General features: G+C 71.7%; 20 protein-coding genes and 1 riboswitch. Of the genes, 6 read left to right on the top strand and 14 right to left on the bottom strand.

The window, feature by feature from the left end; genetic code table 11:
* Nucleotides 1-39: 39 nt before the first annotated feature.
* Nucleotides 40-1038, top strand: coding sequence for a sugar ABC transporter permease (locus D1648_RS01785; protein WP_122939107.1), 999 nt, complete (start codon nucleotides 40-42; stop codon nucleotides 1036-1038).
* Nucleotides 1035-2006 (top strand): carbohydrate ABC transporter permease, encoded by a 972-nt coding sequence (locus D1648_RS01790; protein WP_122939108.1) that lies wholly within the window; start codon nucleotides 1035-1037, stop codon nucleotides 2004-2006. Before D1648_RS01785 ends, D1648_RS01790 begins: the two co-directional genes overlap by 4 nt.
* 33 nt (nucleotides 2007-2039) lie before the next feature.
* Here D1648_RS01790 and D1648_RS01795 read toward each other — a convergent pair whose 3' ends face one another.
* The 3 genes from D1648_RS01795 to D1648_RS01805 all read right to left on the bottom strand — a co-directional run bounded on the left by D1648_RS01795 (nucleotide 2040) and on the right by D1648_RS01805 (nucleotide 6617).
* Nucleotides 2040-3029 (bottom strand): LacI family DNA-binding transcriptional regulator, encoded by a 990-nt coding sequence (locus tag D1648_RS01795; RefSeq protein ID WP_164518539.1) that lies wholly within the window; start codon nucleotides 3027-3029, stop codon nucleotides 2040-2042.
* A gap of 67 nt (nucleotides 3030-3096) precedes the next feature.
* The gene (locus D1648_RS01800) at nucleotides 3097-5412 is read right to left on the bottom strand and encodes a glycoside hydrolase N-terminal domain-containing protein (protein WP_122939110.1); all 2316 of its coding nucleotides are present in this window, start codon (nucleotides 5410-5412) and stop codon (nucleotides 3097-3099) included.
* 41 nt (nucleotides 5413-5453) lie between these two features.
* Entirely contained in the window at nucleotides 5454-6617 is a 1164-nt protein-coding gene (locus tag D1648_RS01805) for an ROK family transcriptional regulator (protein ID WP_122939111.1), read from the bottom strand.
* 179 nt (nucleotides 6618-6796) lie between these two features.
* Between D1648_RS01805 and xylA the strand changes: the two genes are divergently transcribed.
* Both xylA and xylB read left to right on the top strand, forming a co-directional pair.
* Nucleotides 6797-7990 (top strand): xylose isomerase, encoded by a 1194-nt coding sequence (gene xylA / locus D1648_RS01810; RefSeq protein ID WP_122939352.1) that lies wholly within the window; start codon nucleotides 6797-6799, stop codon nucleotides 7988-7990.
* A 213-nt stretch (nucleotides 7991-8203) separates the two neighbouring features.
* Nucleotides 8204-9613: a xylulokinase gene (gene xylB / locus D1648_RS01815; protein ID WP_122939112.1), complete on the top strand. Its 1410-nt coding sequence runs from the start codon at nucleotides 8204-8206 to the stop codon at nucleotides 9611-9613.
* A 40-nt stretch (nucleotides 9614-9653) separates the two neighbouring features.
* Here the strand turns inward: xylB and D1648_RS01820 are convergent, their stop codons facing one another.
* The 5 genes from D1648_RS01820 to D1648_RS01840 are packed head-to-tail and all read right to left on the bottom strand — an operon-like array spanning nucleotide 9654 to nucleotide 15998.
* A complete protein-coding gene (locus D1648_RS01820) occupies nucleotides 9654-11009 on the bottom strand; it encodes a phosphatase PAP2 family protein (RefSeq protein ID WP_122939113.1) in 1356 nt (451 codons plus the stop codon).
* Between the two features lie 39 nt (nucleotides 11010-11048).
* Entirely contained in the window at nucleotides 11049-12896 is a 1848-nt protein-coding gene (locus tag D1648_RS01825) for a hypothetical protein (protein ID WP_122939114.1), read from the bottom strand.
* Nucleotides 12897-12944: 48 nt separating this feature from the next.
* Nucleotides 12945-13766 (bottom strand): carbohydrate ABC transporter permease, encoded by an 822-nt coding sequence (locus tag D1648_RS01830; RefSeq protein WP_206424759.1) that lies wholly within the window; start codon nucleotides 13764-13766, stop codon nucleotides 12945-12947.
* Nucleotides 13763-14722, bottom strand: coding sequence for a carbohydrate ABC transporter permease (locus D1648_RS01835; protein WP_122939115.1), 960 nt, complete (start codon nucleotides 14720-14722; stop codon nucleotides 13763-13765). Before D1648_RS01835 ends, D1648_RS01830 begins: the two co-directional genes overlap by 4 nt.
* A gap of 4 nt (nucleotides 14723-14726) precedes the next feature.
* A complete protein-coding gene (locus tag D1648_RS01840) occupies nucleotides 14727-15998 on the bottom strand; it encodes an extracellular solute-binding protein (RefSeq protein ID WP_241155317.1) in 1272 nt (423 codons plus the stop codon).
* 189 nt (nucleotides 15999-16187) lie between these two features.
* A riboswitch (TPP riboswitch) is annotated at nucleotides 16188-16280 on the top strand.
* Between the two features lie 229 nt (nucleotides 16281-16509).
* Here D1648_RS01840 and D1648_RS01845 point away from each other — a divergent pair.
* Both D1648_RS01845 and D1648_RS01850 read left to right on the top strand, forming a co-directional pair.
* A complete protein-coding gene (locus D1648_RS01845; protein ID WP_122939116.1) occupies nucleotides 16510-17310 on the top strand; it encodes a 3-oxoacyl-ACP reductase in 801 nt (266 codons plus the stop codon).
* Entirely contained in the window at nucleotides 17310-18641 is a 1332-nt protein-coding gene (locus tag D1648_RS01850) for an LLM class flavin-dependent oxidoreductase (protein WP_122939117.1), read from the top strand. Before D1648_RS01845 ends, D1648_RS01850 begins: the two co-directional genes overlap by 1 nt.
* Before the next feature lie 10 nt (nucleotides 18642-18651).
* On the opposite strand, the gene D1648_RS01855 is transcribed toward D1648_RS01850, so the two are convergent.
* From D1648_RS01855 to D1648_RS01880, 6 genes are all read right to left on the bottom strand, one after another.
* On the bottom strand, nucleotides 18652-19494 hold the full coding sequence (locus D1648_RS01855) for an endonuclease/exonuclease/phosphatase family protein (RefSeq protein WP_122939118.1): 843 nt from the start codon (nucleotides 19492-19494) through the stop codon (nucleotides 18652-18654).
* Between the two features lie 63 nt (nucleotides 19495-19557).
* On the bottom strand, nucleotides 19558-20442 hold the full coding sequence (locus D1648_RS01860; protein ID WP_122939119.1) for a MurR/RpiR family transcriptional regulator: 885 nt from the start codon (nucleotides 20440-20442) through the stop codon (nucleotides 19558-19560).
* A gap of 77 nt (nucleotides 20443-20519) precedes the next feature.
* Nucleotides 20520-21461, bottom strand: coding sequence for a carbohydrate ABC transporter permease (locus D1648_RS01865; RefSeq protein WP_241155318.1), 942 nt, complete (start codon nucleotides 21459-21461; stop codon nucleotides 20520-20522).
* Nucleotides 21461-22381: a carbohydrate ABC transporter permease gene (locus D1648_RS01870; RefSeq protein ID WP_122939120.1), complete on the bottom strand. Its 921-nt coding sequence runs from the start codon at nucleotides 22379-22381 to the stop codon at nucleotides 21461-21463. Before D1648_RS01870 ends, D1648_RS01865 begins: the two co-directional genes overlap by 1 nt.
* On the bottom strand, nucleotides 22381-23826 hold the full coding sequence (gene ngcE / locus D1648_RS01875; protein ID WP_164518540.1) for an N-acetylglucosamine/diacetylchitobiose ABC transporter substrate-binding protein: 1446 nt from the start codon (nucleotides 23824-23826) through the stop codon (nucleotides 22381-22383). The genes D1648_RS01870 and ngcE overlap by 1 nt, the downstream gene beginning before the upstream one ends.
* Before the next feature lie 171 nt (nucleotides 23827-23997).
* Entirely contained in the window at nucleotides 23998-24888 is an 891-nt protein-coding gene (locus D1648_RS01880) for a RimK family alpha-L-glutamate ligase (RefSeq protein WP_122939122.1), read from the bottom strand.
* Nucleotides 24889-25428: the final 540 nt, after the last annotated feature.

Here is a 25428-nt window from a genome sequence, read left to right on the forward strand (position 1 = left end):
GTCGAGCGAGGTCATGAACAACCGAGGAACGGAGAGAGCATGAGCACCGCGCCGACCGTGCAGGAGAAGGCAGATAGGGGCGGCCCCTCCGGGGGCCGCGCCCCCGCATCCCGTCCGCCCTCCCGCTCTGCGCCCTGGAGGACCCGCCTGCGCCGTGACCGGTCCCTGCTGCTGATGACGCTGCCGCTGGTCGTGCTGCTGCTGGTGTTCGCCTATGTGCCGATCCTCGGCAACGTGATCGCGTTCCAGGACTACTCGCCCTTCGTCGGGATCCGCAGCAGCGAGTTCGTCGGGCTCGAGAACTTCCAGCGGGTCATCGCCGATTCGGCGTTCTGGAACGCCGTGACGAACACGCTGATCATCACCGCGTTCCAGCTGGTGTTCTTCTTCCCCATCCCGATCGCGCTCGCGATCCTGCTGAACTCGATCCTGTCGGTGCGGATCCGCACCGTCATCCAGTCGATCGTCTATCTGCCCCACTTCTTCTCGTGGGTGGTCGTGGTCTCGGTCTTCTACCAGATCTTCGGCGGGGCGGGGATAGTCAACCAGTTCCTGCGCGGCATCGGTGCGCCGCCGTGGGACTTCGTGACGAACCCGGACACCTTCCTGATCCTCATCACCTCGCAGATCATCTGGAAGGACGCGGGCTGGGGCATCATCGTCTTCCTCGCCGCGCTGAACGCGATCGATCCGGGCCTGTACGAGGCCGCCGCGATCGACGGAGCCGGCAAGTGGAAGCGCATCTGGCACGTCACCCTGCCGGGGATGCGCTCGGTGATCGTGCTGCTGCTGATCCTCCAGCTCGGCAACGCCCTGTCCGTCGGCTTCGAGCAGCTCATCCTGCAGCGGGACGCGGTCGGTGCCGGGGCGGCGGAGGTGCTCGACACCTTCGTCTACTACACCGGCATCCAGAACGGCGACTGGAGCTATGCGGCGGCCGCCGGACTCATCAAGGGGGTGGTCAGCACCGTGCTGATCATCGCAGCGAACAAGGTCGCCCACCTGCTGGGCGAAGCGGGGGTGTACCAGAAGGCATGAAGACCTCGACCGACCACGAACCCGACATCGCCCCGGCGATCGCGACGATCGACGAGGGGCTCCCTCGGGCGCGCCGCCGCGCCGGCGGCCAGCGCCCCGCGTGGGACGAGGAGCCCGGCCTCGTCGTCAAGAGCGGCAAGGGGACCGTGCTGGTCCTCATCTGCCTGGTCATCCTGGGGCCGCTCTACACGATCATCCTCACGAGCCTGTCGCCGCAGTCCGCGATCACCGCCGCCGGCGGGCTCGTCATCATCCCCGACGGGATCACGCTCGACGCGTACCGGCAGGTCCTCTCCGGCGGCGTGGTCACGCGGGCCGTGCTGGTCAGCATCGGCGTGACCGCCGTGGGGACCTTCCTCTCCGTGCTGGTGTCCGTCCTGGCCGCCTACGGCCTCTCCCGACCGGGGACCTTCGCGCACCGGCCGATCCTGTTCCTGCTGCTGGGGACGATGTTCTTCGGCGCCGGGATGATCCCCACGTACCTGCTGGTCGACGCGCTGCACATGATCGACACCTACTGGGCGCTGATCCTGCCCACGGCGGTCAACGCGTTCAACATCATCATCATGCGCGGCTTCTTCCAGGGCATCGACCAGGGGATCCTCGAGTCCGCGCGCATCGACGGGGCCTCCGACTGGCGGATCCTGTTCCAGATGGTGCTGCCGATGTCCAAGGCGGTCGTCGCGGTGGTCTCCCTGTTCTACGCGGTGGGCTACTGGAACGCCTTCTTCAACGCGGTGCTCTACATCAACACCCCGGAGAAGCTCCCTCTGCAGGTGGTGCTGCGCTCCTTCGTGCTGCAGGGGGTCTCGGTGCCCGGGCAGGTGGACGTGGGCTCCGGCCAGGTGGCGACGCTCGCGGTGCAGATGGCCGTCATGGTCATCGCACTGGTCCCGGTGCTCCTGGTGTACCCGTTCGTGCAGCGCCACTTCACCTCTGGCGTCATGATCGGGGCGGTGAAGGGCTGATCGCGTCCGCAGGCCGGACCGCCCTCGCCGGGCTCAGCCCCGGGTGGTCCCGCGCGCCTGGAAGGTCGGGCTGAGCAGTCGGGAGCGGCGGGGCGCCTCCCGGTCGGCCAGATGCTCGAGGAGCATCGTCACGGCGGTGCGCCCGATGGTCGCGATCGGGAGGTCCACCCCTGAGACGTCCCAGGGGCCCGTGGTCGCCACGAGCTTAGGAGCGAGGGCGACGACCTGGACCGCCTCCGGGCAGTCCACGCCCGCAGCCGCGAAGGCGCGCCCGAGCAGGGGCAGCGCCCGCTCGTGGTGGACGAACAGGCCGTCGTGTCCGGCCCCGTCGAGGATCTCGGCGGCGACGAAGGTGGAGACCTCCTCGAGGTCCGCGGCGATCTCGACGATCTCGACGGGGATGCCGAGGTCCCGGCAGGCCCGGGTGTACCCGAGCCGGGCACGGTGCGCGTAGGTCGGGGTCCTCCCTTCGCGGGAGGCAGGTGAGGTGACCATCGCGATCCGCTGCGAGCCGCGGCGGTGCATCTGGTGCACCGCGTCCTCGGCGGCCGCCAGGAAGTCGAAGTCCACGCACGTGAGCCCTCCGGTCTCGTCGGGATAGCCGATGAGCACGACGGGTCTGGTGAGCCGGGCGAGGGACGGGATGCGAGGGTCGTCCTCCACCAGATCCATGACGATGAGGGCGTCGACCTTGCCCTCGTCGACGACCCGCAGGGTGCGGGCATGGTCCTCGGCCGTCACCAGCAGGATGTCGAAGTCCTGCTCGTGCGCCGCTGCGAGGAAGGAGCTGACGAAGGCCATGATCACATGCGCATCGACGGCCTCCCGCTGGGGGACTGCGACTCCGAGCAGCGAGGTGCGCTTCAGGGCGAGCGCCCGGGCGCTCGCCGCCGGGTGGTACTCGAGACGGGCGATCGCGGCCTGGATGCGCTCCCTGGTCTCCGCCGAGATCGGACGCTTGCCGCTGAGGGCGTAGCTGACCGTGCTCAGGGAGACCCCCGCCTCCCGGGCGATATCGGTCATCGTGGCCATCGTGGATGTGTTCCCGTTCCGTCGAGCAGTGGCAGGGGCGTCAGTCATTCTCTCCCGTTCAGGATCGGAACGCGACGTCCGCACCTCGCCCCCGGTCGGACCACGCCGTGACGTCGACCTCGACCGTCCCCCGGCGCGGGACGGCGACCTCGGCGGTGCACCCGCGCCACCGCACCCGGTGCGTGCCGGCTCCTCCCGGCCCGGCCGCGCTCAGCCTCACCGCCGACGGGCATCCGTCGGCCCACTCCATGTCCACCACGAGCCCGGGGCGCGCACGGAGTCCCGAGACCCGTCCGTCGCGGAGCAGCTCGGGGACCGTGGGCAGCAGCTCCACCTCGCCGCGATGGGACTGGAGGAGGCACTCGGCGACCGCGGCGACGATCCCGAAGTTCGCGTCCATCTGGAACGGCGGATGGGCCGAGAAGAGGTTCGGGTACAGGCCCGCGCGTTCGCCCTGAGGAGTCTCCGCGGGGCGCAGGAACATCTCCAGCAGCCGCTGCACGCGTGCGGGCCGGCGCAGCCGCGCCCACAGGCAGGCCTTCCAGGCCAGCGACCAGCCGGTGGCCTCGTCGCCGCGGGCCTCGAGGGTCGCGGCGACGGCTTCCTCGGCGGCGGCGTCGAGCGCGTCGGTGCCGGGAAAGGCGAAGGCCAGGTGGGAGACGTGCCGGTGCGTCGGCTCCTCCTCCGGGAGCGAGGCGTGCCACTCGAGGACCCGCCCGTCGTGCCCGATCTGCGGATCCGGAAGGCGGGGGAGGAGCTTCCGGGCGCGCTCGACGACGGGATCGTCGTCCACCCCGAGGTGATCCGCCGCATCGACCAGGCCGCGCAGTGTCTCGCGCACCAGCCAGCGATCCATGCCGGAGCCCTCGGTGAGCGCTGCCGGGGTGGCGTCCTCCATGAGCCACCGACTCTCCGGCGAGGTCGAGGGGAAGGTGACCAGGCGACCCTCGCTGTCCGGGTGCAGCAGGCAGAGCGCGAAGCGGGCGGCCTCGCGTCGGTGCGGGAACCTGCGACGAGCGCGTTCGGCGGGGCGCTCGCCGCTGTAGGAGGCGATGTCGTCGAGCTGCAGCTCGAGCCAGAGCCCGCCCATGGGCCAGATCGCCCACCGTGTCTCCCCGGCGACGGGGGCGGTGTACCCCCAGGCGTCGGTGTTGTGGTGCACGGTCCAGCCGTCCGCGCCGTACAGGCGACGTGCCGTCTGGCGACCCCGCTCCCGGAGCAGCGCGACGAACTCCTCGAGCGCCTCCGCCGCGTGCGGCACGTGGGCGGGGCCGACGAGCCAGTGGTTCATCTCCAGGTTGATGTTCGTGGTGAAGTTCGAGGACCAGGGGGCGATCAGCTCGCGGTTCCAGATCCCCTGCAGGTTGGCAGGAGGCAGGCCGGGCCGGGAGGCGGCGTCCAGGAGGTACCGGCCGTAGGCGACCACCGTGGACAGGAGAGGGGCGAGCGCTGCCGGCTCCGGGGCGTCCCCCGCGGGCGGCTCGGTCTGCTCCGCGCCTCTGGTCGAGTCGCGGAGCACGAGGCGCATCCCGCTGGGCTGGGCCGCCCGGTGCGCGGCATGGCGGGCGAGGAGGTCGGACTCGGCGCGTGCGAGCGCCTCTGCTGCGGTGCGCGCCGCGTCGTCGACGATGTCAGCCGTCGGCCGATCGGGTCGTTCGCCGAGGCCGCGCCATGAGGTGCTGATCGCGCACACCAGCAGACACCGGCCGTCCTCGCACCGCCACCGGAGGGCGACGGCCGCGTGCGAGGCGTCATCGCCGAACTGCACGGGCGGCGCACCGGGGGCGTGGCCGGGAGGGGCGTCCGAGGGGGCCCGCAGCAGCACGTCGAGGCCGTCTGCTGAGGCGGTGCGGGTGATCTCGCGCAGCGGCGAGGTGAAGGTGACCTCGAGGGTCTGCTGCGGCGCGAGCGGGAAGGCGTGGACCAGCACTTCGTCCGCAGCGCTGATCAGGCTGAGGTGCTCGGCTCCCCCCGGCTCGATCACGCGGTGCACCCCTGTGTCCAGATCCAGCTCTCTCGTCGGCTCCGACGTGTGCTCGGAGGCGGCGCCGCGTGCGACGACCAGGTCGCCCACGGGAAGATAGGCCTGCGACCAGGTCATGCCGAGCACGGACAGCTCCTGCTCGGCGGCGGGGACCTGGCCCTGCGAGAACAGCTTCCGGGCGCGGGCGAGCGCGTCGCGCGCGGTCACCTGGTCCACGAGGCGATCCTGGTGGACGTCAGGCGCACCCGACCACAGCGTCGACTCGTTCAGGGAGAACCGTGCGTGCTCCGGATCCCCCCAGGCCATCGCGGCCAGGCGGCCGTTGCCGAGAGGGAGTGCTTCGAGCCAGCGTCTCGCCGCTCCACGGCGGATGAGGGTGCGGTGGTCCATCGGGTGATCGGGTCCCCTCTGCGTTCTGCGGTCGGCATCATTCAGTGCGCTCGCTCGATCCACGTGACGGGATGGTCGAACACGGGCTTCAGCGCCGCGCGCGCGGCCCCGTGCAGGGCGGGGTCGGCGAGGGTGTCGGCGCGCTGGATCGCGACCGGTCCGGCCTCGGCGGCGAGGGCGTGGGCGTCCACGGTCTGCTGCACCACCGGGGTGATCTCCTCGGCGATCGGGGCGAGATAGCCCGAGAGCACCACGGTGGACAGGTCCAGCACGTTCAGGGCGTTCGCGATCGCGAGTCCGAGGGAGCGGCCGATCACGCCGATCACCTCGGCGCGGCTCGAGCTGCGGGCGAGCTCCTCGACCAGGTCCTCGATCCGCACGTCGTCGGAGAGCCCTGCCTGGCGCACCAGGGAGAGATAGGAGATGTAGGCCTCGAGGCAGCCGCGCCGGCCGCAGCGGCACCGCCGCCCCTCGGGGGCGACGACGGTGTGCCCGAACTCGCCGGCCCACCCGTGCGCGCCCTCGAGGATGGTGCCGCCCAGCACCACCGCGCCGCCCACGCCGGTGGACCCGCGCACGTAGAGGAACGACTCTCCCGGCCGGCGGTCGATCTCGGTGAGCACGGAGAGGCGGTTGTCGTTCTGGGCGTCGACGGGCCAGGTCGCCGGCGCGATCAGCTCCTGGAGGCGGGAGACGACGGGCACGTCCGCCCAGTCCAGGCCGGGGGCGGAGAGGATCCGGCCGTCCTCGGGGGAGAGGCGTCCGGGGATCGCGGCGGTCACGCCCACGACCGGGACGTCGCGAGCTTCGTCGCGGACCTCGTGCACGAGCTGGGCTGCCAGCGCCAGGGCATCCTCCGCGGTGCCCTCGGCGACCCGGTGGTAGGTGGTGCGGCGGGCGAGCTCGGCGCCGGTGAGGTCGATGCCGAGGCAGGAGATGTGATCGGCCGCGATCTCGAGGCCGATCGCGATGAGCGTGCCGGAGGCGGGGCGCAGCGGCACCATCGGCCGCCCGGCGCCGGCCGCGACCGGCTCGCCCTCCTCGACCAGGCCGGCGCCGACGAGCTCCTCGACCAGCTTGGAGACGGTCGGCTTGGTCAGGCGGGTCCGGGTCGCCAGGCCCGCCCGGGAGGTGGGGGAGGAGGCGGTCTGCAGGGCGCGCAGCACGGCGGAGAGGTTGTGCTCGCGCAGGTGGGTGGACTGCATCGGGTCCTTCCTCTCGTCCTCGTCGTCGGCGGGGAGAGCTGGTGGGCCGTTCGGCTTGTGTGGGACAGCTTCCCATGGGTAGATTAGTAACGGAAACTTACTAAGGGATGGCGTGCGCCGCGAGCACCTGCCCGCAGCGCCACGACGACGCCGTCGACCCGACCGAGGAGCACCGCCCCATGACCGCACCCACCCCCACCCGCGACGACAAGTTCTCCTTCGGCCTGTGGACCACCGGCTGGCAGGCGCAGGACCAGTTCGGTTCCGCCACCCGCCCGCCGCTCGAGCTGACCGCCCACATCCGCAAGCTCGCCGAGCTCGGCGCCTGGGGCTTCACCTTCCACGACAACGACGTGGTCCCCTTCGACGCCACCCCCACCGAGCGCCAGCGGATCATCGACCAGCTCAAGGCCGTCACCGAGGAGACGGGTCTGGTGATCGAGATGGTCACCACCGACACCTTCGCCCACCCCGTCTTCAAGGACGGCGCCTTCACCTCCAACGACCGCTCCGTGCGCCGCTTCGGCCTGCGCAAGGTGCTCGCCAACGTCGACCTCGCCGCCGAGCTCGGCGCGACCACCTTCGTGATGTGGGGCGGGCGAGAGGGCTCCGAGTACGACGGCTCCAAGGATCTCCACGCCGCCCTCGAGCGCTACCGCGAGGGCCTGGACACCGTGGCCGGCTACATCAAGGACAAGGGCTACGACCTGCGCATCGGCCTCGAGCCCAAGCCCAACGAGCCCCGCGGCAACATCTTCCTGCCCACCGTCGGCCATGCGCTCGCCTTCATCGAGCAGCTCGAGCACGGCGACATCGTGGGCATCAACCCCGAGACCGGCCACGAGCAGATGGCCACCCTGAACTACACCCACGGCCTCGCCCAGGCGCTGTGGAGCGACAAGCTCTTCCACATCGACCTCAACGGCCAGCACGGCCCGATGTACGACCAGGACCTGGTGTTCGGCCACGGTGACCTGATCAGCGCGTTCTTCACCGTGGACCTGCTCGAGAACGGCTTCCCGTCGAAGCCCGGCGCCTACCAGGGCGCCCGCCACTTCGACTTCAAGCCCTCCCGCACCGAGCACGAGCAGGGCCAGTACGACTCCGCCGCGGCGAACATGGAGATGTACCTGATGCTCAAGGAGCGGGCCCTCGCCTTCCGGGCCGACTCCGAGGTGCAGGAGGCGCTGGCCTACTCCGGCATCGACGAGCTCGCCCAGCCCACCCTCGGCGAGGGCGAGACCCTCGAGGACCTCCTCGCGGACCGCTCCACCTTCGAGGACTTCGACGCCGATGCGGCGGGGGAGCGGAACTACGGCTTCGTGCGCCTGCAGCAGCTGGCCATGCAGCACCTCCTCGGCTTCCGCGCCTGAGCCCGGCCGGGCCCGGGGCGCGCCGCGCCGCTGGGCCCGGGATACGGCAGGGCCGTGTCGAATGGTGGCGCTCAGCCAGCTTCCGTCCCTCATAGGGTCGATGGATGCTGGCTGAGCGCCGGTTCTCGCAACCCGGCTCCGCTCGCCCACGCCTCTCCTGCTCCGCCCCCACTTCGCCCCTCCCACTCCGTCCCGCCCGCAAAGGACCACCTCATGGCATCGCTCGTCCTCGGCATCGACTCCTCCACCCAGTCCACGAAGGCGCTGCTCGTCGACGCCGAGACCGGTCAGGTCCTCGAGGAGCGCCGCGCCGCGCATCCCGACGGCACCGAGGTGGACCCCCGCTCCTGGCTCGCCGCGGTCGACGACGCGGCCGGGCCGCTGCTCGAGCGGGCCGACGCCGTCTCCGTCGGCGGCCAACAGCACGGCATGGTGCTCCTGGACGAGGCCGGCGAGGTGGTGCGTCCTGCGCTGCTGTGGAACGACACCCGCTCCGCCCCGCAGGCGCAGACCCTCATCGAGGAGATGGGTGGCGCCGCGGCGAGCGTCGAGGAGATCGGCAGCCTCATGGTCGCCTCCTTCACCGCGAGCAAGCTGCGCTGGGTGCGCGACGAGGAGCCCGAGAACGCACAGCGCGCCGCCCGGGTGCTCCTCCCGCACGACTACGTCTCCCTCCACCTCGCCGAGCCCGGTACCGCGCCGTTCACCGACCGCGGCGACGCCTCCGGCACCGGCTACTACTCCACCCGCGAGGAGGCATGGCGGCCGGATCTCGCCGAGGCCGCGCTGGGCCGCGCCGTCGAGCTGCCGCGCCTTCCGTCGGCCCCGCAGGAGATCATGGCCCGCACCGCTGTGACCTCCACGGGCCGTGGCGGAGCCGCGATCGCTGCCGGGACCGGCGACAACATGGCCGCCGCGCTCGGCCTGTCCCTCGGCCCGGGCGACGTCTCCGTCTCGATCGGCACCTCCGGGGTGTGCGCGATGGTGAGCGACGCCCGGCCCGGGGACGCGAGCGGGACCGTGACCGGCTTCGCCGACGCGACCGGCCGTTTCCTGCCCATGACCACCACCATCAACGCCTCCCGCATCCTCGAGGCCGGCCGCGCCCTGCTCGGCGTGGACCACGAGGAGATGGCGCAGCTGGCCCTCGCCTCCGTCCCCGGTGCGCACGGCGTCACCCTCCTGCCCTACTTCGACGGGGAGCGCACGCCGAACCGGCCCACCGCCCGCGCCACCCTCACCGGCATGAGCACCTCCACCACCCGCGAGGACGTGGCCCGCGCCTACGTCGAGGGCCTGCTCTGCTCGCTCGCCGACGGCATCGCCGCCCTCGAGGAGCGCACCGGCACCGCCGCCCGGCGCATCACCCTGATCGGCGGCGGCGCCCGCTCCCGCGCCGTCCAGCAGCTGGCACCGGCGATCTTCGGCCGCGAGGTCACGATCGCGCCCGACGGCGAGTACGTCGCCCTCGGCGCCGCCCGCCAGGCCGCCTGGGCGCTCGCCGGCATCGCAGAGCCGCCGGCCTGGGAGATCAGCGGCTCGCAGGTCGTCGACGCGGAGCCGACGCCCGAGGTGCTGGGCACCTACCGGGAGTTGAAGGAGCGGACCGAGGGCTGGGGCTGAAGGATTCTGGCGGCGTTCCCGCGGGAACGCCTCCCGCAGCTCAGCGCAGATGCACTGTCCCGTCGCGGTCCACATCGACGTGCGCCGACATCGCGGCGCAGAGGTCGATCCGCTGCCAGGACGAGGTGGAGTGGACGCTGAGGTCCAGGGGATGGCCGGAGTCGATCGCCGTCAGCTCGAGCACTTGCCGTCGCTGCCCCTCGGTGAGACGGGGATGGCTGGTCCGCAGCAGGGACGCGGCGATCCGGGGGACGTCCATCGGCACGCCGCTCGGGGCGACCCGGCCGAAGCCGTAGGTCAGTCGTTCGCGGTAGAGGCGGCACGCCTCCTCGGCCGGAAGGTAGGCGGTGTCCCTCTGGACGAAGCGCAGCAGGTCGCGGCCGCAGTCCTCCTGCAGCACCGCGTACAGCTCGGCACGAGCCGCGAGCAGCAGCTCGGCGAACTCGTCGTCCGCCCAGCGCTTGGCGATCGCGGCCTGGCCCATCATGCGGCCGCCGATCACGTCCAGCGGGTAGTGCATCGCCATCACGATCCGGAAGTGGCCGGACTCGGCGGTGCGCGCGAGGATCTGCGGGGCGAGCTCCGGAAGCAGCGTCGCCAGCAGCGTGCCCTGCCAGTAGGCCTGGTTCGTGTGGCCGCTGGGATACGCGCCCGAGGTCGAGGAGTAGGCGTCCCCGCCCTCCTTGTCCCGGGGGACGTAGCGGTCCGGCGCGACGACGTAGGGCCGGTCGTAGTCGAAGAACTCCTTGGCCGGGTTGGTCGACTCGCTCTGGGCCCGCCCTCCGTCCTTGTGGATCAGGGACGTGGTGCGGGGCAGTCGCCCGGCGTCCACCGCCGCCTGGTAGATCTCGCCGAGCCGTGCGCCGAGGCCGTTCGCCATCGTGTAGGACATGTCGCCGTACTCGTCGACGATCGCCGCAGCCTCCTGCTCGTCGGACGCGTCGTGGTTGATCCGCAGCGTGCGCTCGAGGTTCTCCTCGAGCACCTCGGGATGCTCCCGCTGCAGGGTCAGGAAGCCGGACAGCATCGGGACGTAGTCGACCGTGCGATCGGAGGCGTACTCGGCGGAGAGCTGCGCCTCGGTGAAGGGCCGGGGGCTGTCCACGTCGACGTCGTCGAGGCCCGGGATCCGCCCCCGGCCCGGCCCGTGACCGCGGCCGCCCGCCAGTGCCGGGCCCGCGGCCGTGGCGGCAGGTGCGCGGCCGCCGAGCACCCCGACCGCGGCGGCGGCCGAGCCCGCCAGGGCCATCGACAGCAGGGAACGGCGAGCTGGTGGGGAGGCGACCGCGTGGTTCGCCGAGGCGACAGCGCTCGCCGAGTCGGCAGGGGCTTCAGGCGCCGGGGAGCCGGAAGGCTCGGTGGGCGGGGCGGGGACGACGGGCGTGCTGGGAGGCATCGGGGATCCTTGCTCGAGGCGTCGGGCGAATCTGGGACGTCAGATGTGGAGGTCTCGCCGCCGCAGGTGCAGCGTCAGCGGGTCGGAGGAGGACGCGGGGATCAGCAGCACCTCGCCGCCGGGCTCGTCGGTGGCGCCGAGGAAGGCGTACGCCTCCCCGGGGTCGTAGAAGGCGCGCCCGCCGAGTGCGCCCGAGGCCGTGATCTCGATCCGCTCCTCGGCGCCGCTGAGCGTGCAGCGGGCGCTGCGCTCCCCGGCGTCCGGCCCGGAGATGCCGGGGGCCGGTTCGAGGACGGAGCGCCTCCGGGCCTCGCGGCGCGGCGCCGTGTTGGGGTCGCTGTCGAGGTCTCCGCCGTCGAGGGCGAGCAGCAGGCAGAGCGGGACGACGGGTCCCTCGAACTCCCAGCGCAGCAGCAGCTCGTCGGCCTCCAGCTCGACGTGCAGCGCGGTGCCCAGCGAGATGCGCTGGGTGGGCCGACGGGAGAACGCCATGGCGGCGGCGAAACGGCCGTTGAACTCGAGCGGGTACTCGCCGGACGGAGCGCGGTCGGCGCTCTCCAGGGGGCCGAAGTACTCGGCGCCGACCTCCTCGGTGAGCAGATAGCGCAGGGGAGCGGCATCGAGCGGGGTGCCGCCGCCCGGGGCGTCGCCCGTCCCGCCGGCCGGGCCGTCGCTCTCCGCCACCGATTCGACCCGCTGCGGCGGACCCGGCCGCAGCGGGCCGAGGGAGAAGAAGTCCCGCGAGAGCCGCAGCTCGCGCACCCCGAGCTCGCGGCCGCGGAAGCGGGCGAGGACGGGGCGGGAGGCCGAGCCGGAGGTGATCCGGCCCAGCGCAGCGGTGTCGGTGCCGCCGTGCAGCACCGTCCGGGAGGTCCCGTGATCGGCTGTGACCAGGCCCGATGTGTCCAGCTCGACCACCTCGGGGGCCGACGGCGCCGCCTCCGGCGCCGGGGCGGGCAGGGCCGAGAGGGCGTCCGGCTGCTCCGCGGCCAGGGCCAGCAAGGTCATCACTGCATCGGCGTCGGCCCGCGTGCTGGTCCGCAGCGCCGCGCGAGCCGTCCACGGATCCCCGGTGCGGGCGGCATGGGCGCGGAACCACGGATGCAGCGCCCCGCCGTCGAACAGCGCGAACTGGTCCTGGCGCCGGGAGGCGAGCGTCTCCACCATGCCCCGGTCGTCGGTGAGGGAGGCCTGGCGACGCGTCGCACGGTCGGCCGCGTCCTGCAGGTCGGGACGCGAGAGGACCCGGCCCATGGTCCACAGCGCAGGGATCGAGACGTGCGCGGCGTAGTTGGCGCTGCGCTCGGAGAACATGCCGTCCTCCTGCAGGTCCACCCCCTCGGCGAGCCACTGCTCGGCCCGGGAGCGGGTCGCCTGATCGCCGTGCGCCTCCCACAGCCGGGACAGCGCCGAGGCGATCTCCCAGCGGTGGTTGGGGGTGTGCACCCCGCCCGTGAGCAGTGCGGGGGTCGCGGCGAGGAGCAGCCGGTCCAGCGCGGGCAGCAGCGACTCCGGCGCACCGGGCGCCGTGCGCGCCCAGCCGAGGTCGTTCAGGGTGAAGGCGCTGTCGGGCGGGGAGTCGAGGTTGTCCCCGCCGCGGAAGGTGCCGCTGGGGTTCTGGAGCTCGGCGAGAGCGTCGAGCGCCTGGTCAGCGACCTCCAGCAGCCCCTGCTCCGACTGGCCGTGCGGGCCATCGCCGAGGAGCAGGAGGAGCACGGCGTCGCGGACCACCCGGCCCAGGGCCCGATGCGAGGGCTTCGCGAGCACCGTCTGCGCCCGTGTCGGCAGGTCCTCCGCGGCGCGTTCCAGCAGGAGCCGCTGGCCCTCCGGCAGAGCGGAGGCGTCGAGATCAGGCGCTGTCGGGCCGGGGTCTGTCGGGTCGGGCACGGGCACTCCTCCTCGGACGTCACGCGGGACGCCGGTCGGTCCTGTCGGTCAGTCCTTCAGCCCGGAGCTGATGTCGGAGTTCATGATCTGGCGTCGGAACACCAGGAACAGCAGCACCATCGGGATCAGCGAGATCACCGAGGCCCCGAGCAGCACCGACCAGTCGATGTTCTCCGCGCCGACGATCGAGCGCAGCGCGATCTGCAGGGTGTACTTCTTCTGGTCGTTCAGCACCAGCAGCGGCCAGATGTAGTCGTTCCAGCGCCACTGGAACGAGAAGATCGCGAGCACGGCGATGATCGGGCGCGCGATCGGCAGCATCAGGGTGAAGAAGATCCGGAACTCCCCGGCGCCGTCGATCCGCGCCGCCTGCAGCAGCTCGTCCGGCACCGTGAGGAAGAACTGGCGGAACATGAAGATGCCGGTCGCCGTGATGATCGACGGGATGATGATCCCGGCCAGCGAGTTGTACAGCCCGAGCCCCAGGATCACCGCGAAGGTCGAGGGCATGATGACCTCGGTGGGCAGCATCGTGGTCGCGAGGATGCACAGGAAGAACGCCTGCACCCAGCGGCTGCGGTACTTCGCCAGGGCGAAGCCGGTGCAGGCGCTGACGAACACGGTGAACACCGTGGTCACGACCGCGACGATGGCCGTGTTCAGGAAGTACGTCTTGAAGTCGAAGCGGGACCAGGCGGTCTGGAACCCGCTGACGGTCCAGTCCTGCGGGAGCAGCCGCAGGGGCCAGGTGAACAGCTCGCTGCCCGGCTTGAAGGAGCTCAGCAGGAACCACGCCACGGGGATCAGGAACAGGGCGGCGAGCGCCCACAGCAGCGCGGTCGGCGCGATCCAGCGCAGGGAGGGGTTCACTCGAGATCACTCCTGTCGAAGCGCTTCTGGATGAGGGCGATGAGCAGGAGGATCACCATCAGCACCATCGAGGCGGCGCTCGCGTAGCCGATCTTGGACTGCTCGAAGCCGGTCTTGTAGATGTACTGGACGATGAGCACGTTCGAGGTGCCGGGACCGCCGCCGTTCAGCGCCTGGATCATCGCGAACTCCTTCATCGCGTTGATGGTCCCCAGCAGGATCACCATGAACGAGGTGGGGCGCAGCAGCGGCCAGGTGATCCGCACGAACCGGGTGACCGGGCCCGCGCCGTCCAGCGAGGCCGCCTCCAGATAGGAGGCGGGCACGTTGCGCATCGCCGCCATGAACAGCAGCATCGAGAACGCGGTGCCGCCCCAGGAGCCGGCGAGGATCACGACGATCAGGGCGAGGTTCGGATCCGCGGCCCATTTCAGGGGATCCAGTCCTGCGGTGGAGAGCAGGTAGTTCACCAGGCCGAAGTTCTCCCCGAACAGCCAGCGGAAGATCACGCCGGTCACGATCGGCGAGACCAGCCAGGGGAAGAAGAAGATCACCTGGGCGATCGTCGTGCCCTTCGCGCCGCGGGCGACCAGCAGGGCGCTGATCAGCAGGGAGAGGAAGTACCCGAACGGCACCGCGACCGCCGTGTACAGCACGGTCCGCAGCAGGCTCGAGTAGAACTCGTCGTCCCCGAACAGGGCGGTGTAGTTCTCCACGCCCACGAATTCCGCGTCCCCGTAGCCGCGATAGTCCGTGAAGGAGTAGAAGACGCCCAGTCCCGCCGGCCCCACGAAGAAGATGAGGAACAGGACGATCGCGGGCAGGAGGAAGGCGGCGGCGACGAGCCCGCGCCGGCGCCGTTCGCGGACGGCGTTCGGGCGTCGTGCGCCGTCGCCGGCGCGGACCGGCGGCGGGGGCGGCGGTGCGAGGTCGGTGCTGGGCGCTGCGGCGGACATGTGCTCAGGCGAGGCTCTCGTTGAGCTGGTCCAGAGCGGTGGTCACGGCGTCTGCGACGGAGACGTCCCCGGCGATGGCCTTGACCGTCTCGTCGCGCAGCGGGTCGCCGCTGAGCGGGGCGGCGGCGCCGGAGACCTGCAGCTCGAGCTCGCGGGTCTTGCCTTCGCCGACGAAGGCGGGGGAGGCCGCGATCGCCGCGTTGTAGAGGTCGAAGTCCTCCTGGCGGTCGTCGTAGCTGACCTCGATGCCCTCGGTCGCGGGCAGGAAGCCGGCGATGCGCGAGATCTCCGCGTAGTTCTCGGGGCTGTACAGCCACGACACGAAGTCCAGGGCCTGCTCCTCCTGGCCGGTCCCCTCGAACACGACGATCTGGGCCGCGGCGCCGAAGTTCGTCGCCTGCTCGGGCTGGGCGGGCATCGGCACGCCGATCCACTCGAAGTCCGCGATGTTGGCGATGAAGTCGGCGATCTGCCAGGAGCCCGAGTAGTAGGCCGTGACCTGGCCGGTCTTGAACATGGCGTTGGGGTCCTCCTCCGTCAGCCAGACGGAGCGGGGCATGACCTCGTCGTCGTTCATCGCCACGAATCGCTCGAGAGCCTCGACGGCGGCGTCGTCCGCCGCGTACTGGCTGAGGTCCTCGCTCAGGGCCAGCCCCTCGGAGCCGTGCTGGTACAGGAACGAGTTCAGGCGGTGGGAGCTGCGGTCCATGGTGAGGGAGAACTTCACCCCGGTCTTCTCGCGCACGGTGTTCGCCGCCTCGAGGAACTCGTCCCATGTCCACACATTGTCGTCGATCGAGGTCGGGTACTCGACGCCCGCCTCGTCCCACAGGTCGCGATTGAGGAACATGCCGACGGCGGTGAGGTCGCTGGGCAGTGCGGGGACCTTCCCGTCCTCGTCCGCGGCGACCATGCCCTCGATGGGCTTCACCTCGGCGGCGATGTCCGCGAGGTCCACGGTGCGGTCCAGCCAGACCGGATCGACCGCGGGCATGCGGCCGAGGGCGGGCAGGTCGTTCGCCTTCGCGGCGTTGCGGACCTTCGTCTCGAGGTCGTCGTAGGGGACGTCGACGATCTCGACTACCACGCCGGTCTCCTCCTGGTACTTCTCGACCATGGCCGCGTAGCCGCCGCCCTGGTTCGCATCGCCCGAGAGGATGAACTGCAGGGGGCCGTCCGACGTTCCCGAGGAGCTGCCCCCGCAGGCGGCGACGGCGGGCACGGCAGCGGTGGCGAGCCCCGCGGCGAGCAGGGTGCGGCGGTTCATGGTGGGCATCGGATCTCCTCGAGAGTTGCGCTTCGTCGACGCGACCGGAGCCCTCTGCATCGTTGTAGTACTCGCGGAGCCCGGTGGGTGGGTCATATCGTCCGGACAAAGACCTGGTTTGTCAAGCGCTTTCCGCTGTGGCGTCATGGAGGCCCCGACGGACGGCGCCCCACGACGGCGGAAGTACCGGTACCCTCCATCGCAGACACGGGGTGCCCCGACGGGGCTGAGATCACACCCGGTGAACCTGATCGAGTTCGTACTCGCGGAGGGATGTCGTCGATGAGCTGTGCGCTGCTGGTATGCACGCCGTCGTCCCATGCATCGGTCCCCGCGGCGCAGGCTTCCCTGCCGCGCCATCGGGGCGGCATCGCCGCGCGCCCGGACCTCCCGGGCTCGCCGGCCGGGTCCTCGTGTCCTCTCCAGCGCGGTGCCGCATCCCGGCGCCGCTCCGTGCGCGATGCGCTCCCGCCCGCTGCGCGGCGGGTGCGGTCGCATGCCCTGAAAGGACCGACCGACCATGACCACACCGACCCCTGACCAGACCACCCGCACGGCCCCGCCGCTCTCCGAGCAGGTCGTCCTGGTCACCGGCGGCGCCCGCGGCCTCGGCCGTGCGCTCACCGAGGCCTTCCTGCGTGAAGGCGCCCGAGTCGTCATCGACCACCTCACCAGCGAGGACGCCGCACGCGAGCTCGCCGAGAACCATCCGGGCCGCGCCGTCGCCGTGCGCGGGGACGTCCGCGACCGGGCCCAGGTCGAGGCCCTGTTCGAGCAGGCCGAGGACGCCTTCGGCGCCCCCGTCGACACCGTCGTGAACAACGCCCTGACCGGCTTCACCTTCGACGGGGATGCACGCGCGAAGGCGCACGAGATCGGCTACGACGCCTTCTCCGCCCAGTTCTCCGGGGCCGTGCAGGGCGCGCTGAACACGATCCAGGCCGCGCTGCCCGGCTTCGCCCGGGCGGGCTCCGGGCGCGTCGTCAACGTCGGCACCAACCTGTTCCAGCACCCCGTCGTGCCCTATCACGACTACACCGCGGCGAAGGCGGCGCTGCTGGCGCTGACCCGCACCTTCGCCGCCGACCTCGGCCCGCGCGGCATCACCGTGAACATGGTCAGCGGTGGGCTGCTGCGCACCACCGACGCGAGCGCCGCGACTCCCGAGGCGGTCTTCGACGCGATCGCCGCGGGCACCCCGCTGCAGTCGGTCACCACGCCCGCGGAGTTCGCCGACGCCGCGCTCTTCTTCGCCTCGCCGTGGTCCCGCTCCGTGACCGGGCAGAACCTCGTCGTCGACGGCGGGCTGGTGAAGGACTGATGGCGGCCGCGCCCCGCCGCCACGTGCGGCTGAACCTGTTCGCGCATGCCTGCGGCCACCACGCCGCGGCCTGGCGGGAACCGGGCTCCTCGGTCTCCCGCCTCGGCGAGATCGGCTACTGGGAGGAGCTCGCCCGGATCGCCGAGCGCGGCCGGCTCGATGCGCTCTTCCTCGCCGACGGCCAGTCGATCGGGACCGCCGGCGTCGAGCGCGGCCCCGCCTGGACGCTCGAACCGCTCACCGTGCTCACGGCGCTGGCCCGCGCCACCGAGCGGATCGGACTGGTCACGACGGTCTCGAGCACCTTCTGGGACCCGTTCCACGCCGCCCGCCTGCTGGCGAGCCTCGACCACATCTCCCGCGGCCGGGCCGGGATCAACGTGGTCACCTCGATGACCGACGACGAGGCCCGCAACCACAGCATGTCCGCGCTGCCGGACCACGAGCACCGCTACGCCACCGCGGCGGAGTTCATCGAGGTGCTCCAGGGCCTGTGGGACTCCTGGCCCGCCGGCAGCATCCTCGCCGATCCGGACGGGGTGTACGTCGACCCGGCACGGCTGCGGCCGCCGCACCACCACGGGGAGTCCTTCCAGGTCGCCGGACCGCTCAACGTGCCGACGCCGCCGCAGGGCCGCCCGGTCCTGTTCCAGGCCGGCGCCTCCGAGCCGGGACGCGAGCTCGCCGCCCGCCATGCCGAGGGGATCTACGCCGTGGCCTGGGACCTCGACTCCGCCCGCGCCTATCGCAGCGACATCCGCAACCGGTCCGCCGCGCAGGGCCGGGACCCGGAGGCGATCGCGGTGATGCCGGGGCTGGTCGTCCATGTCGCCTCGAGCGAGGAGGAGGCCCGTCGGGCGCGCGCCGAGCTCGACGCCCGCCTGCCGGTCGCGGACTCCCTGCGTCAGCTCTCCTTCTTCATCGGCCAGGACGCCTCGGACTGGGAGCTCGACGCGCCCGTCCCGGCGCTCCCGCCGCTCGAGGAGTTCACCGGCCCGAAGGGGCGCTACGCCACGGTGCTGCGCATCGTCGAGTCCGTGCGGCCGACGGTGCGGGAGCTGCTGGGCCTGCTCGCCGCCGGCGGCGGCCACGCGACCGTGATCGGCACCCCGGAGTCGGTGGCCGACGAGATCGAGCGCTGGGTCGACGCGGGTGCGGCCGACGGCTTCAACCTCATGCCGCCCACCCTCCCCGGCGGGATCGAGGACTTCGTCGACCAGGTCGTGCCCGTGCTGCAGCGGCGCGGACGCTTCCGCCGCGAGTACGAGGGGACCACGCTGCGGGAGCACCTGGGGCTGCCTCGACCTCAGCCCTTCGAATCCCGCGCGTAGCGGACCGGGATCAGCTCACCGGCACCCGCACCGTCGCCTGCACCGGCAGGTGGTCGCTCGGGAACACCCCGTCGGGTCGCGTCGCAGTGATCGAGGCCTCGAGCACCTCCACGCCGGGGCTCGCCAGGACCCAGTCGATCCGGAACGGGGACTCCTCGACCTCGCCGAAGTGCGGGAAGGTGCTCCAGCCCGGGGTGGTGCGCTCGGCCGCGGCGAGCCAGGTGTCCTGCAGCCCGAACTCCTCGACCAGCACCTCGTAGGCGGGGGAGTCGGCGGCGACGGAGTTGAAGTCGCCCGTGACCAGCACCGGCAGGTGCAGGAGGTGGAACTGGCGCAGAGTGTCCGCGATCAGCTGCGCGCCCTTGACCTTCGCCTGCGTGATCACGTGGTCGAGGTGGGTGTTCAGGTGCACCAGCTCCCCGCCCGTCTCGCGGTCCCGGAAGCGCGCCCACACCGCGACCCGCGGCCCGGCGTTGCCCCAGGTCGCGGAGCCGATCTCGCGCGGACGGTCCGAGAGCCAGAACTGGTTCCAGGCCACCAGCTCGAGCCGCTCCGTGTCGAACAGGATCGGGTTGATCAGCCCGTCGCTGCCGCCGCGGGTGGCCATGCCGAGGCGCCGGTACGCCCCTCCCAGCCCGCGCTCGACCGGCCCGAAGGTGTGCTCCTGCATCTCCTGCAGCCCCACCAGGTGCGGGCGCTCACCGGCCAGGAGCGCCTCGATCGCCGGGGCGCGGCGCGGCCAGTGCCCCGGATCGTCCTCGGTGGTCCGATCGGTCGCGAACAGCGCGTTGAAGCTCATCACGCGCAGCAGCGGGACATCGGCCGACGGGGAGGGCAGGGCGGGCGTGGTCATGCGGGGGACTCCTGGGGTGGGACGGTGGGAAGGGATCGGAGGAGGCGAGCGGGACGAGCCCGCTCACCAGTAGCGCTCGAGCGCCTCCTCGACGGAAGCGAGCGCCTCGAGGGAGCGCTCGTGATGGCGCACCACCACCCCGCTGACCAGCGCGTCGGCGAGGAACAGCTCGGCGATGCGGCTGGTGAGGTTCCCGGTGCGCAGCGGAGTGCTGTCCTGCACCGCGAGCAGCACGTGGTCGGCGACCTCCGCCGCCGGGGAGGTGGACAGGCGGGAGATCAGCACGGTGAGGCAGCCGCGGCGCTTCGCCTCGGTGAGCTGGGGGACGGTCTCGCTCGCGGTGCCGGTCTCCGAGACCACGATCAGCACGTCACCGGGACGCGCTGCGGCCAGGCCGATCACAGCCGAGGGCGGGTCGTGGAAGCTCGTGGCGGGGATGGCGAGGCTGCGCAGCTTGTGCTCGAGGGAGACGGCGATCAGGTGCGCGGAGCCCGCCCCCGTGGCGAAGACGTGACCGGCCGCCCCGAGCGCCTGGACGATGCTCGCGAACACCTCCATGTCCAGCAGGCGCGAGGTCTCCTCGATCGATCCCGAGGCGAGCACTCCGAGACTCCCCACGAGCTCCGGCAGAGGCGTCTGGGCCGTGATGTCGCCGGTGACCCGCGCGGCCCCGCCGGCGGGACGCTCTGCGGCGAGCACCAGCTCGGTGCGCAGCGTCGCGAACCGCTCGATGCCGAGGGTCCGGCACAGCCGGGTCACGGAGGCGGCCGAGGCGCCCGCTCGCTCGGCGTACTCGGTGATCGTCATCCGCCCCACCTCGGCCGGCGAGTGCAGGGCGAGCTCGGCCAGGCGCTGCAGCTGCGGAGGCAGAGTCGGCAGGGAGGTGCGCAGCAGCGCGAGGACCGGCGGGTGCGCGGACCCCGTCGCGTCGGGTGCGGTCGAGGGCATGGGGGCCTTCCTGGTCGTGGGCTCCCGGACGGGTCCGGGCCCGTGTGCTGGGCATCATGGCATGCAGGGCGGAGCCGCTACTTCAGGGCGCCGGCGCTCAGCCCCTGCTGGACCTGCTTCTGGAACAGGACGTACACCACCAGCACCGGCACCATCGAGATGATCAGCCCCGCGAACAGCTGCGCCATCGACGTCGGCGAGGTCTCGTAGTTCTCCCCGAGCGCGAGCGCGGCCAGGCCCTGGCTGAGCACGAAGTTCGAGCGCTCCTCGTCCTGCTGCGGGTTCAGCACCTGCGGGAGCAGGAACTGGTTCCACTGCCCCAGCACGTTGAACACGCCGATCGAGATCAGGCCCGGGCGCGCCAGCGGCAGCATGATCCGGAAGAACACCCCGAAGTGACCGGCCCCGTCCAGGAACGCCGCCTCCGCGAGCTCCTTCGGCAGGGTGCGGAAGAACCCGGTGAGGAAGAAGATCGAGAAGGGCAGCGAGAACGCGGCGTACACGAGCACCAGGCCCAGGCTCGAGGCGAACAGGCCCAGGCCCTGCACGATCCGCACCAGCGGCACGATCGCGAGGAACACCGGGAAGGTCATCCCCGCCAGGTACAGCCAGTACAGCGCCCGGCTGCCGGGGAAGGGATAGCGCGCCATCACGTAGGCGGTCATCACCGACAGCAGCATCGTCAGCACCACGCCGCCGCTGACCACGATCACCGTGTTCATGAAGAACGCGCCGATGTTCGCGGTCCGCCACGCATCGACGTACACGCCCAGGCGCAGCTCGCCGGGCAGGCCGAAGGGGTCGTTGTAGATCTCCTCGTTGGTCTTCAGCGAGGAGGCGAGGATCCACACCAGCGGCACCAGCACCACCAGCGCCCAGGGCACGAGCATCAGGTGCGGCAGCCCGGAGGCGCGGGGCCGACGCGGCCGACGAGGACCGTGCGGCCCGTCGGCCGCGGACGAGGAGGGCGCCGACGGCTCGGGCGCCGACGGCTCCGTGGCGGGAGGGGAGAAGACCATCAGTACTCGAGCTCCTCGCGCTTGGTGAGGCGGAAGGTGACCAGGGCCAGCGCCACGGAGCCGAGCATCATCACGGTGCCCATCGCCGAGGCGTAGCCGAACTGGGAGTTGTAGGAGAACGCGGTGCGGTAGAGATAGGTCGACATCACGTCGGCCCCCGAGTCCGCCGCGGTCCCGGTCATGGCCATCACCGCGACCAGCGCGTACGAGTCCAGGGTGCCGATCGCGAGATAGATCAGCGCGGTCTGGGCATGGGACCAGATCAGCGGCAGGGTCACGTGCGCGAAGCTGCGCAGCCTGCCCGCGCCGTCCAGCGACGCCGCCTCGTACAGCTCCTGCGGCACCCCGCTCATCGCGGACAGGAACAGCACCATGTAGAAGCCGACCGAGGACCACACCGCCGCCAGCGCGATCGCGAGCAGGATCGTGCGCGGGTTGCCGAGCGGCCCGTTCGGCACGATCGCGAGGATGTCGGTGCCCACCAGGCGCAGCACGCCGTCCAGCAGCCCGCCGCGCGAGGCGTAGATGTAGCTGAACATGATGCCGATGATCACCACGGGAACGACCTGCGGGAAGAAGAAAAGCACCCGGTAGGCGCCCGCCCCGCGGACGGCCCGGAGCGTGCCCGAGCCGCCGCGGGTGATCAGCGTGGCCAGCATCAGCGCGAGCCCCAGGGTGACCACCGGGATGATCACCAGCAGCACCGCGTTGTGCGACACCGCCCGCCACCAGGCGCCGTCCCGGGTCATCCGCACGTAGTTGTCGAACCCCACGTACTCGAGCGTGGGGGTGTAGCCCGTCCAGTTCGTGAACGAGATCTGCACCCCCTGCGCGAAGCTCGACAGCACGAACACCGTGTACAGGACCAGGCCGGGCGTGATGAAGGTGAGGATCAGCCACCACCTGCCGCGCAGATGCATCAGCGGGTCGGCTTCGCGATCGCGTCGTCGCCTGCCGTGCGGTCCGCCGCCTCCTGGCAGCGGCTGAGGAAGCCGTCGACGTCGAGGTCGTCCAGCAGCAGCGCGATGAGCGCCGCGCGGGTCTCCTCCGCCATCGCCGGGTACCAGGTCGGGTACTTCACCACCTGCCAGGGCTCGACGGCGTTGGAGCGCTCGATCATCGCGATGAGCGTCGTGAACGGCTCGCTGAGCTGCTGGTCGTCGTGCGCGCCGGCGACCACGGTCACGGAGTTGCTCAGCTCGGCGTAGTTCCGCGCCGACTCCTTCGACAGCAGCGCGCGCAGGAACTCGAGGGCGGCAGGCCTGTTCGCCGCGCCCTCGGGCACGAACCAGCCGGCCCCGGGGTTGTTCGGGGTGAGGTCGGCGAGCGCCGGATCGGGGGAGGGCAGCGCCGACGCGGTCATGCGGAAGCCCTCCGGGATCGCGGACCTCATCTCGTTCTCGAGCCAGGCGCCGACGGGGATGAACACCGCCTCGTGGTTCAGCCACGCGGTCTGGGACTGGACGTGGGTCATCTGCGCGACGCCCGGGAGGATCAGCTCGTCGGTGCGCAGCTGCAGCAGCGCCTCGGCGGCCTCGCGCACGGCGTCCTGCTGCCAGGCGCCGTCCTCGAGGTTGTCGATGCTCTTCCACACCTCCTGCCCGCCGAGCTTGGCCACGAGCGGCTGGAAGAGTCCCTCGTCGGGGTAGTTCGCGTGCTGCCCGGTGAAGGCGAAGGGGTGGATCCCCTCATCCTTGATCTGCGCGGACAGCGACATCAGCTCGTCCCAGGTGGTCGGCAGCTCCCAGCCCTTCTCCTCGAGCAGGGCGGCGTCGTGCCAGAGCGCCCAGGCGTACTGGACGGTGTTCAGGCCCACGAGGGTGCCGCCGACGGTGCCCGCCTCGCGCACCCCCGGGTTCAGGGACTCCTCGACGGTGATCTCGGGATCGTCCCAGCTGGGTGCGGCCATGAGGTCCTCGAGCGAGGCGAGCTGGGAGTTCGCGGCGAGCGAGGTGATGTCCAGCGAGCCGGCGCCGGAGTTCTGGAAGAGGTCCGGGGGAGTGCCGTTCACGAACTGGGGCTGGAGGGTGCTGAGGTCCTCGGTGCGCACGATGTCCGCATCGACGCCGGGGTGCTTCTCCTCGAGGAGCTGCTCGGTGAGGTCGAGATACGGCACGCCGCCCCCGCCGTCGAAGACGAAGGCCTTCAGCTCGCCGTCGCCGACGCCGAAGGGGTTCTCGGGGTCGGCCCCGGCACCGCCGTCGGAGGAGCCGGAGCCGCCGGTTCCGGCATCGGCGCCCGGGGCGCCCGAGGTCGCGCAGGCGGAGAGGCCGAGGGCGCCGACCGCCCCGGTCAGGCCCAGGAAGGAGCGGCGGCTGGTGGGGGAGACGGGGCGGAACGGGGTGGGGGAGTGCTCGACAGACACGACGGGCCTTTCGACGTCCGAGGGAGTGGCCTGTTCAGCGTGCGCGGCCCAGATGACGGGCCGGTGACCTGGGGGTGAAAATCGGGACCACGCTGTCCGGTGCTGACGTTAACGATTTTCATCACCAGGCGGAAGGCAATGCGGCAGAGGGCCGACGAGAGGCGCCCCGGCTCAGGCCCTGGCGAGGATCGCGTCGGCGAAGAGCTCGGTCACCTCGGGGGCGAGGTGCAGGTTGTAGGTCGGCTCGAGCAGCTCCGCCTCGAGCAGGGCGAGGCCGTGCTCGGCGGAGTCGACCATGTCGATCCGCCCGTACAGCGGCGTGGGCAGCCCGGTGGCCTCGGCGACCGCGGCGAGCACCCGCTCGGCGAAGGCCCGTTCGGCATCGCTCACCGCGACCAGGCGAGGATCCTCCTGGTAGGTGCCGCCGCGCAGACCGCCGCCGCGCGCGAGGAGCGCGCCCTTGGCGACCGCGTGGGTGAAGCGGCCGTCGAGCGTGTACACCGCCTTCTCCTGCCCCGCGGAGAGCTCGGGGACCTCGGGCTGCAGCATCACGGTTCCGCCCGCGGCCAGGATCTCCCGGCCGAGGTCGAGCGCGGCGGGGTCCTCGCGTGCGAACAGGCCGGTGCGCTGCGATCCGGCGCCGACCGCTGGCTTCACCACCGCGTGCGCGGCGTGGTCCGGCGCGGCGAGCGCCTCCTGGAGGGAGGCGGCATCGCGGTGGTAGGTCGTCGGGATCACAGTGATCCCCGCGGTCTCGAGCTCGGCGAGATAGCGCTTGTCCATGTTCCAGCGGAGGAGCGCGGGCTCGTTGAGCACCCGGGTCAGGGAGCCGGCGCGCTCCAGCCAGTGCGAGAACTCCTCCGCGTGTCGGGCGTAGTCCCAGGGGCTGCGGATCACGGCGAGATCCCAGGAGGCCCAGTCCACCCCGGGATTGTGCCAGTCCAGCGACCGCGCGTGAACACCTCGGGCGCGCAGCGCGGCGATGAGCGGGGCGCAGTCGCGGTCGGGATCCGCGGAGGTGAAGGCGTCGGGAGAGGTGGTCACGATGCCGATGCGGGTCATGCTCCGAGGCTAGGGCAGGTGCCGTGACGCCGGTCGGCGCGCCCGCCCTGCGGCACCCGGGCCGACCCGCTCGCAAGGCATCGGTCGTGCATGTGTATGCGGGGCATGCAGGATGTTCGGCGGCGGCGACCTCCTCCGGATGTCTGACAATCCAGTAATGCACGCGGACCAGGGGTTGTTACCGGTTCGTTGCCGTCCGGCTGGCAACTTCCTGAAGGCTGTGCGAGTATCTATGCGACTCCACGCGTGATCGAGGACGAGGACGCGGTGCCCGAGTAGGCCCGCGCCGTCCCTGCCGTCCCGGCGCGCCGCCACCGGCGCGCCCACCCGGAGCTGAGGTGAGACCTCGTCCGGACGCAGCTCGACGGAATCTGCGACGGGGGTCGATCGCCGGTCGGCCCCGCGGGTCCCACCTGGCCTCGCGCGCCCTCCGGCGCGGGGGACCGGCCGTACGAGACCGGTTGTCCGCGACGAAAGGAAGTCCAGTGCCGCCCGCGCCCTCAGGCGAGATCGTCCAGCTCGGAATCATCGGAGTGCTCC

The sequence above is a fragment of the Brachybacterium sp. EE-P12 genome (genome assembly GCF_003711805.1).
Lineage (GTDB): Bacteria > Actinomycetota > Actinomycetes > Actinomycetales > Dermabacteraceae > Brachybacterium.

What these genes read in the sequence shown, in the direction of transcription:
- D1648_RS01835 (WP_122939115.1), bottom strand. Translation starts at nt 14,722, where the DNA reads ATGTCCGCCGCAGCGCCCAGCACCGACCTCGCACCGCCGCCCCCGCCG.
- D1648_RS01860 (WP_122939119.1), bottom strand. Translation starts at nt 20,442, where the DNA reads ATGCCCTCGACCGCACCCGACGCGACGGGGTCCGCGCACCCGCCGGTC.
- D1648_RS01855 (WP_122939118.1), bottom strand. Translation starts at nt 19,494, where the DNA reads ATGACCACGCCCGCCCTGCCCTCCCCGTCGGCCGATGTCCCGCTGCTG.
- D1648_RS01840 (WP_241155317.1), bottom strand. Translation starts at nt 15,998, where the DNA reads ATGCCCACCATGAACCGCCGCACCCTGCTCGCCGCGGGGCTCGCCACC.
- D1648_RS01820 (WP_122939113.1), bottom strand. Translation starts at nt 11,009, where the DNA reads ATGCCTCCCAGCACGCCCGTCGTCCCCGCCCCGCCCACCGAGCCTTCC.
- D1648_RS01800 (WP_122939110.1), bottom strand. Translation starts at nt 5,412, where the DNA reads ATGGACCACCGCACCCTCATCCGCCGTGGAGCGGCGAGACGCTGGCTC.
- D1648_RS01880 (WP_122939122.1), bottom strand. Translation starts at nt 24,888, where the DNA reads ATGACCCGCATCGGCATCGTGACCACCTCTCCCGACGCCTTCACCTCC.
- D1648_RS01850 (WP_122939117.1), top strand. Translation starts at nt 17,310, where the DNA reads ATGGCGGCCGCGCCCCGCCGCCACGTGCGGCTGAACCTGTTCGCGCAT.
- D1648_RS01785 (WP_122939107.1), top strand. Translation starts at nt 40, where the DNA reads ATGAGCACCGCGCCGACCGTGCAGGAGAAGGCAGATAGGGGCGGCCCC.
- D1648_RS01790 (WP_122939108.1), top strand. Translation starts at nt 1,035, where the DNA reads ATGAAGACCTCGACCGACCACGAACCCGACATCGCCCCGGCGATCGCG.
- D1648_RS01845 (WP_122939116.1), top strand. Translation starts at nt 16,510, where the DNA reads ATGACCACACCGACCCCTGACCAGACCACCCGCACGGCCCCGCCGCTC.
- D1648_RS01870 (WP_122939120.1), bottom strand. Translation starts at nt 22,381, where the DNA reads ATGCATCTGCGCGGCAGGTGGTGGCTGATCCTCACCTTCATCACGCCC.
- D1648_RS01795 (WP_164518539.1), bottom strand. Translation starts at nt 3,029, where the DNA reads ATGACCGATATCGCCCGGGAGGCGGGGGTCTCCCTGAGCACGGTCAGC.
- D1648_RS01865 (WP_241155318.1), bottom strand. Translation starts at nt 21,461, where the DNA reads ATGGTCTTCTCCCCTCCCGCCACGGAGCCGTCGGCGCCCGAGCCGTCG.
- xylB (WP_122939112.1), top strand. Translation starts at nt 8,204, where the DNA reads ATGGCATCGCTCGTCCTCGGCATCGACTCCTCCACCCAGTCCACGAAG.
- xylA (WP_122939352.1), top strand. Translation starts at nt 6,797, where the DNA reads ATGACCGCACCCACCCCCACCCGCGACGACAAGTTCTCCTTCGGCCTG.
- D1648_RS01805 (WP_122939111.1), bottom strand. Translation starts at nt 6,617, where the DNA reads ATGCAGTCCACCCACCTGCGCGAGCACAACCTCTCCGCCGTGCTGCGC.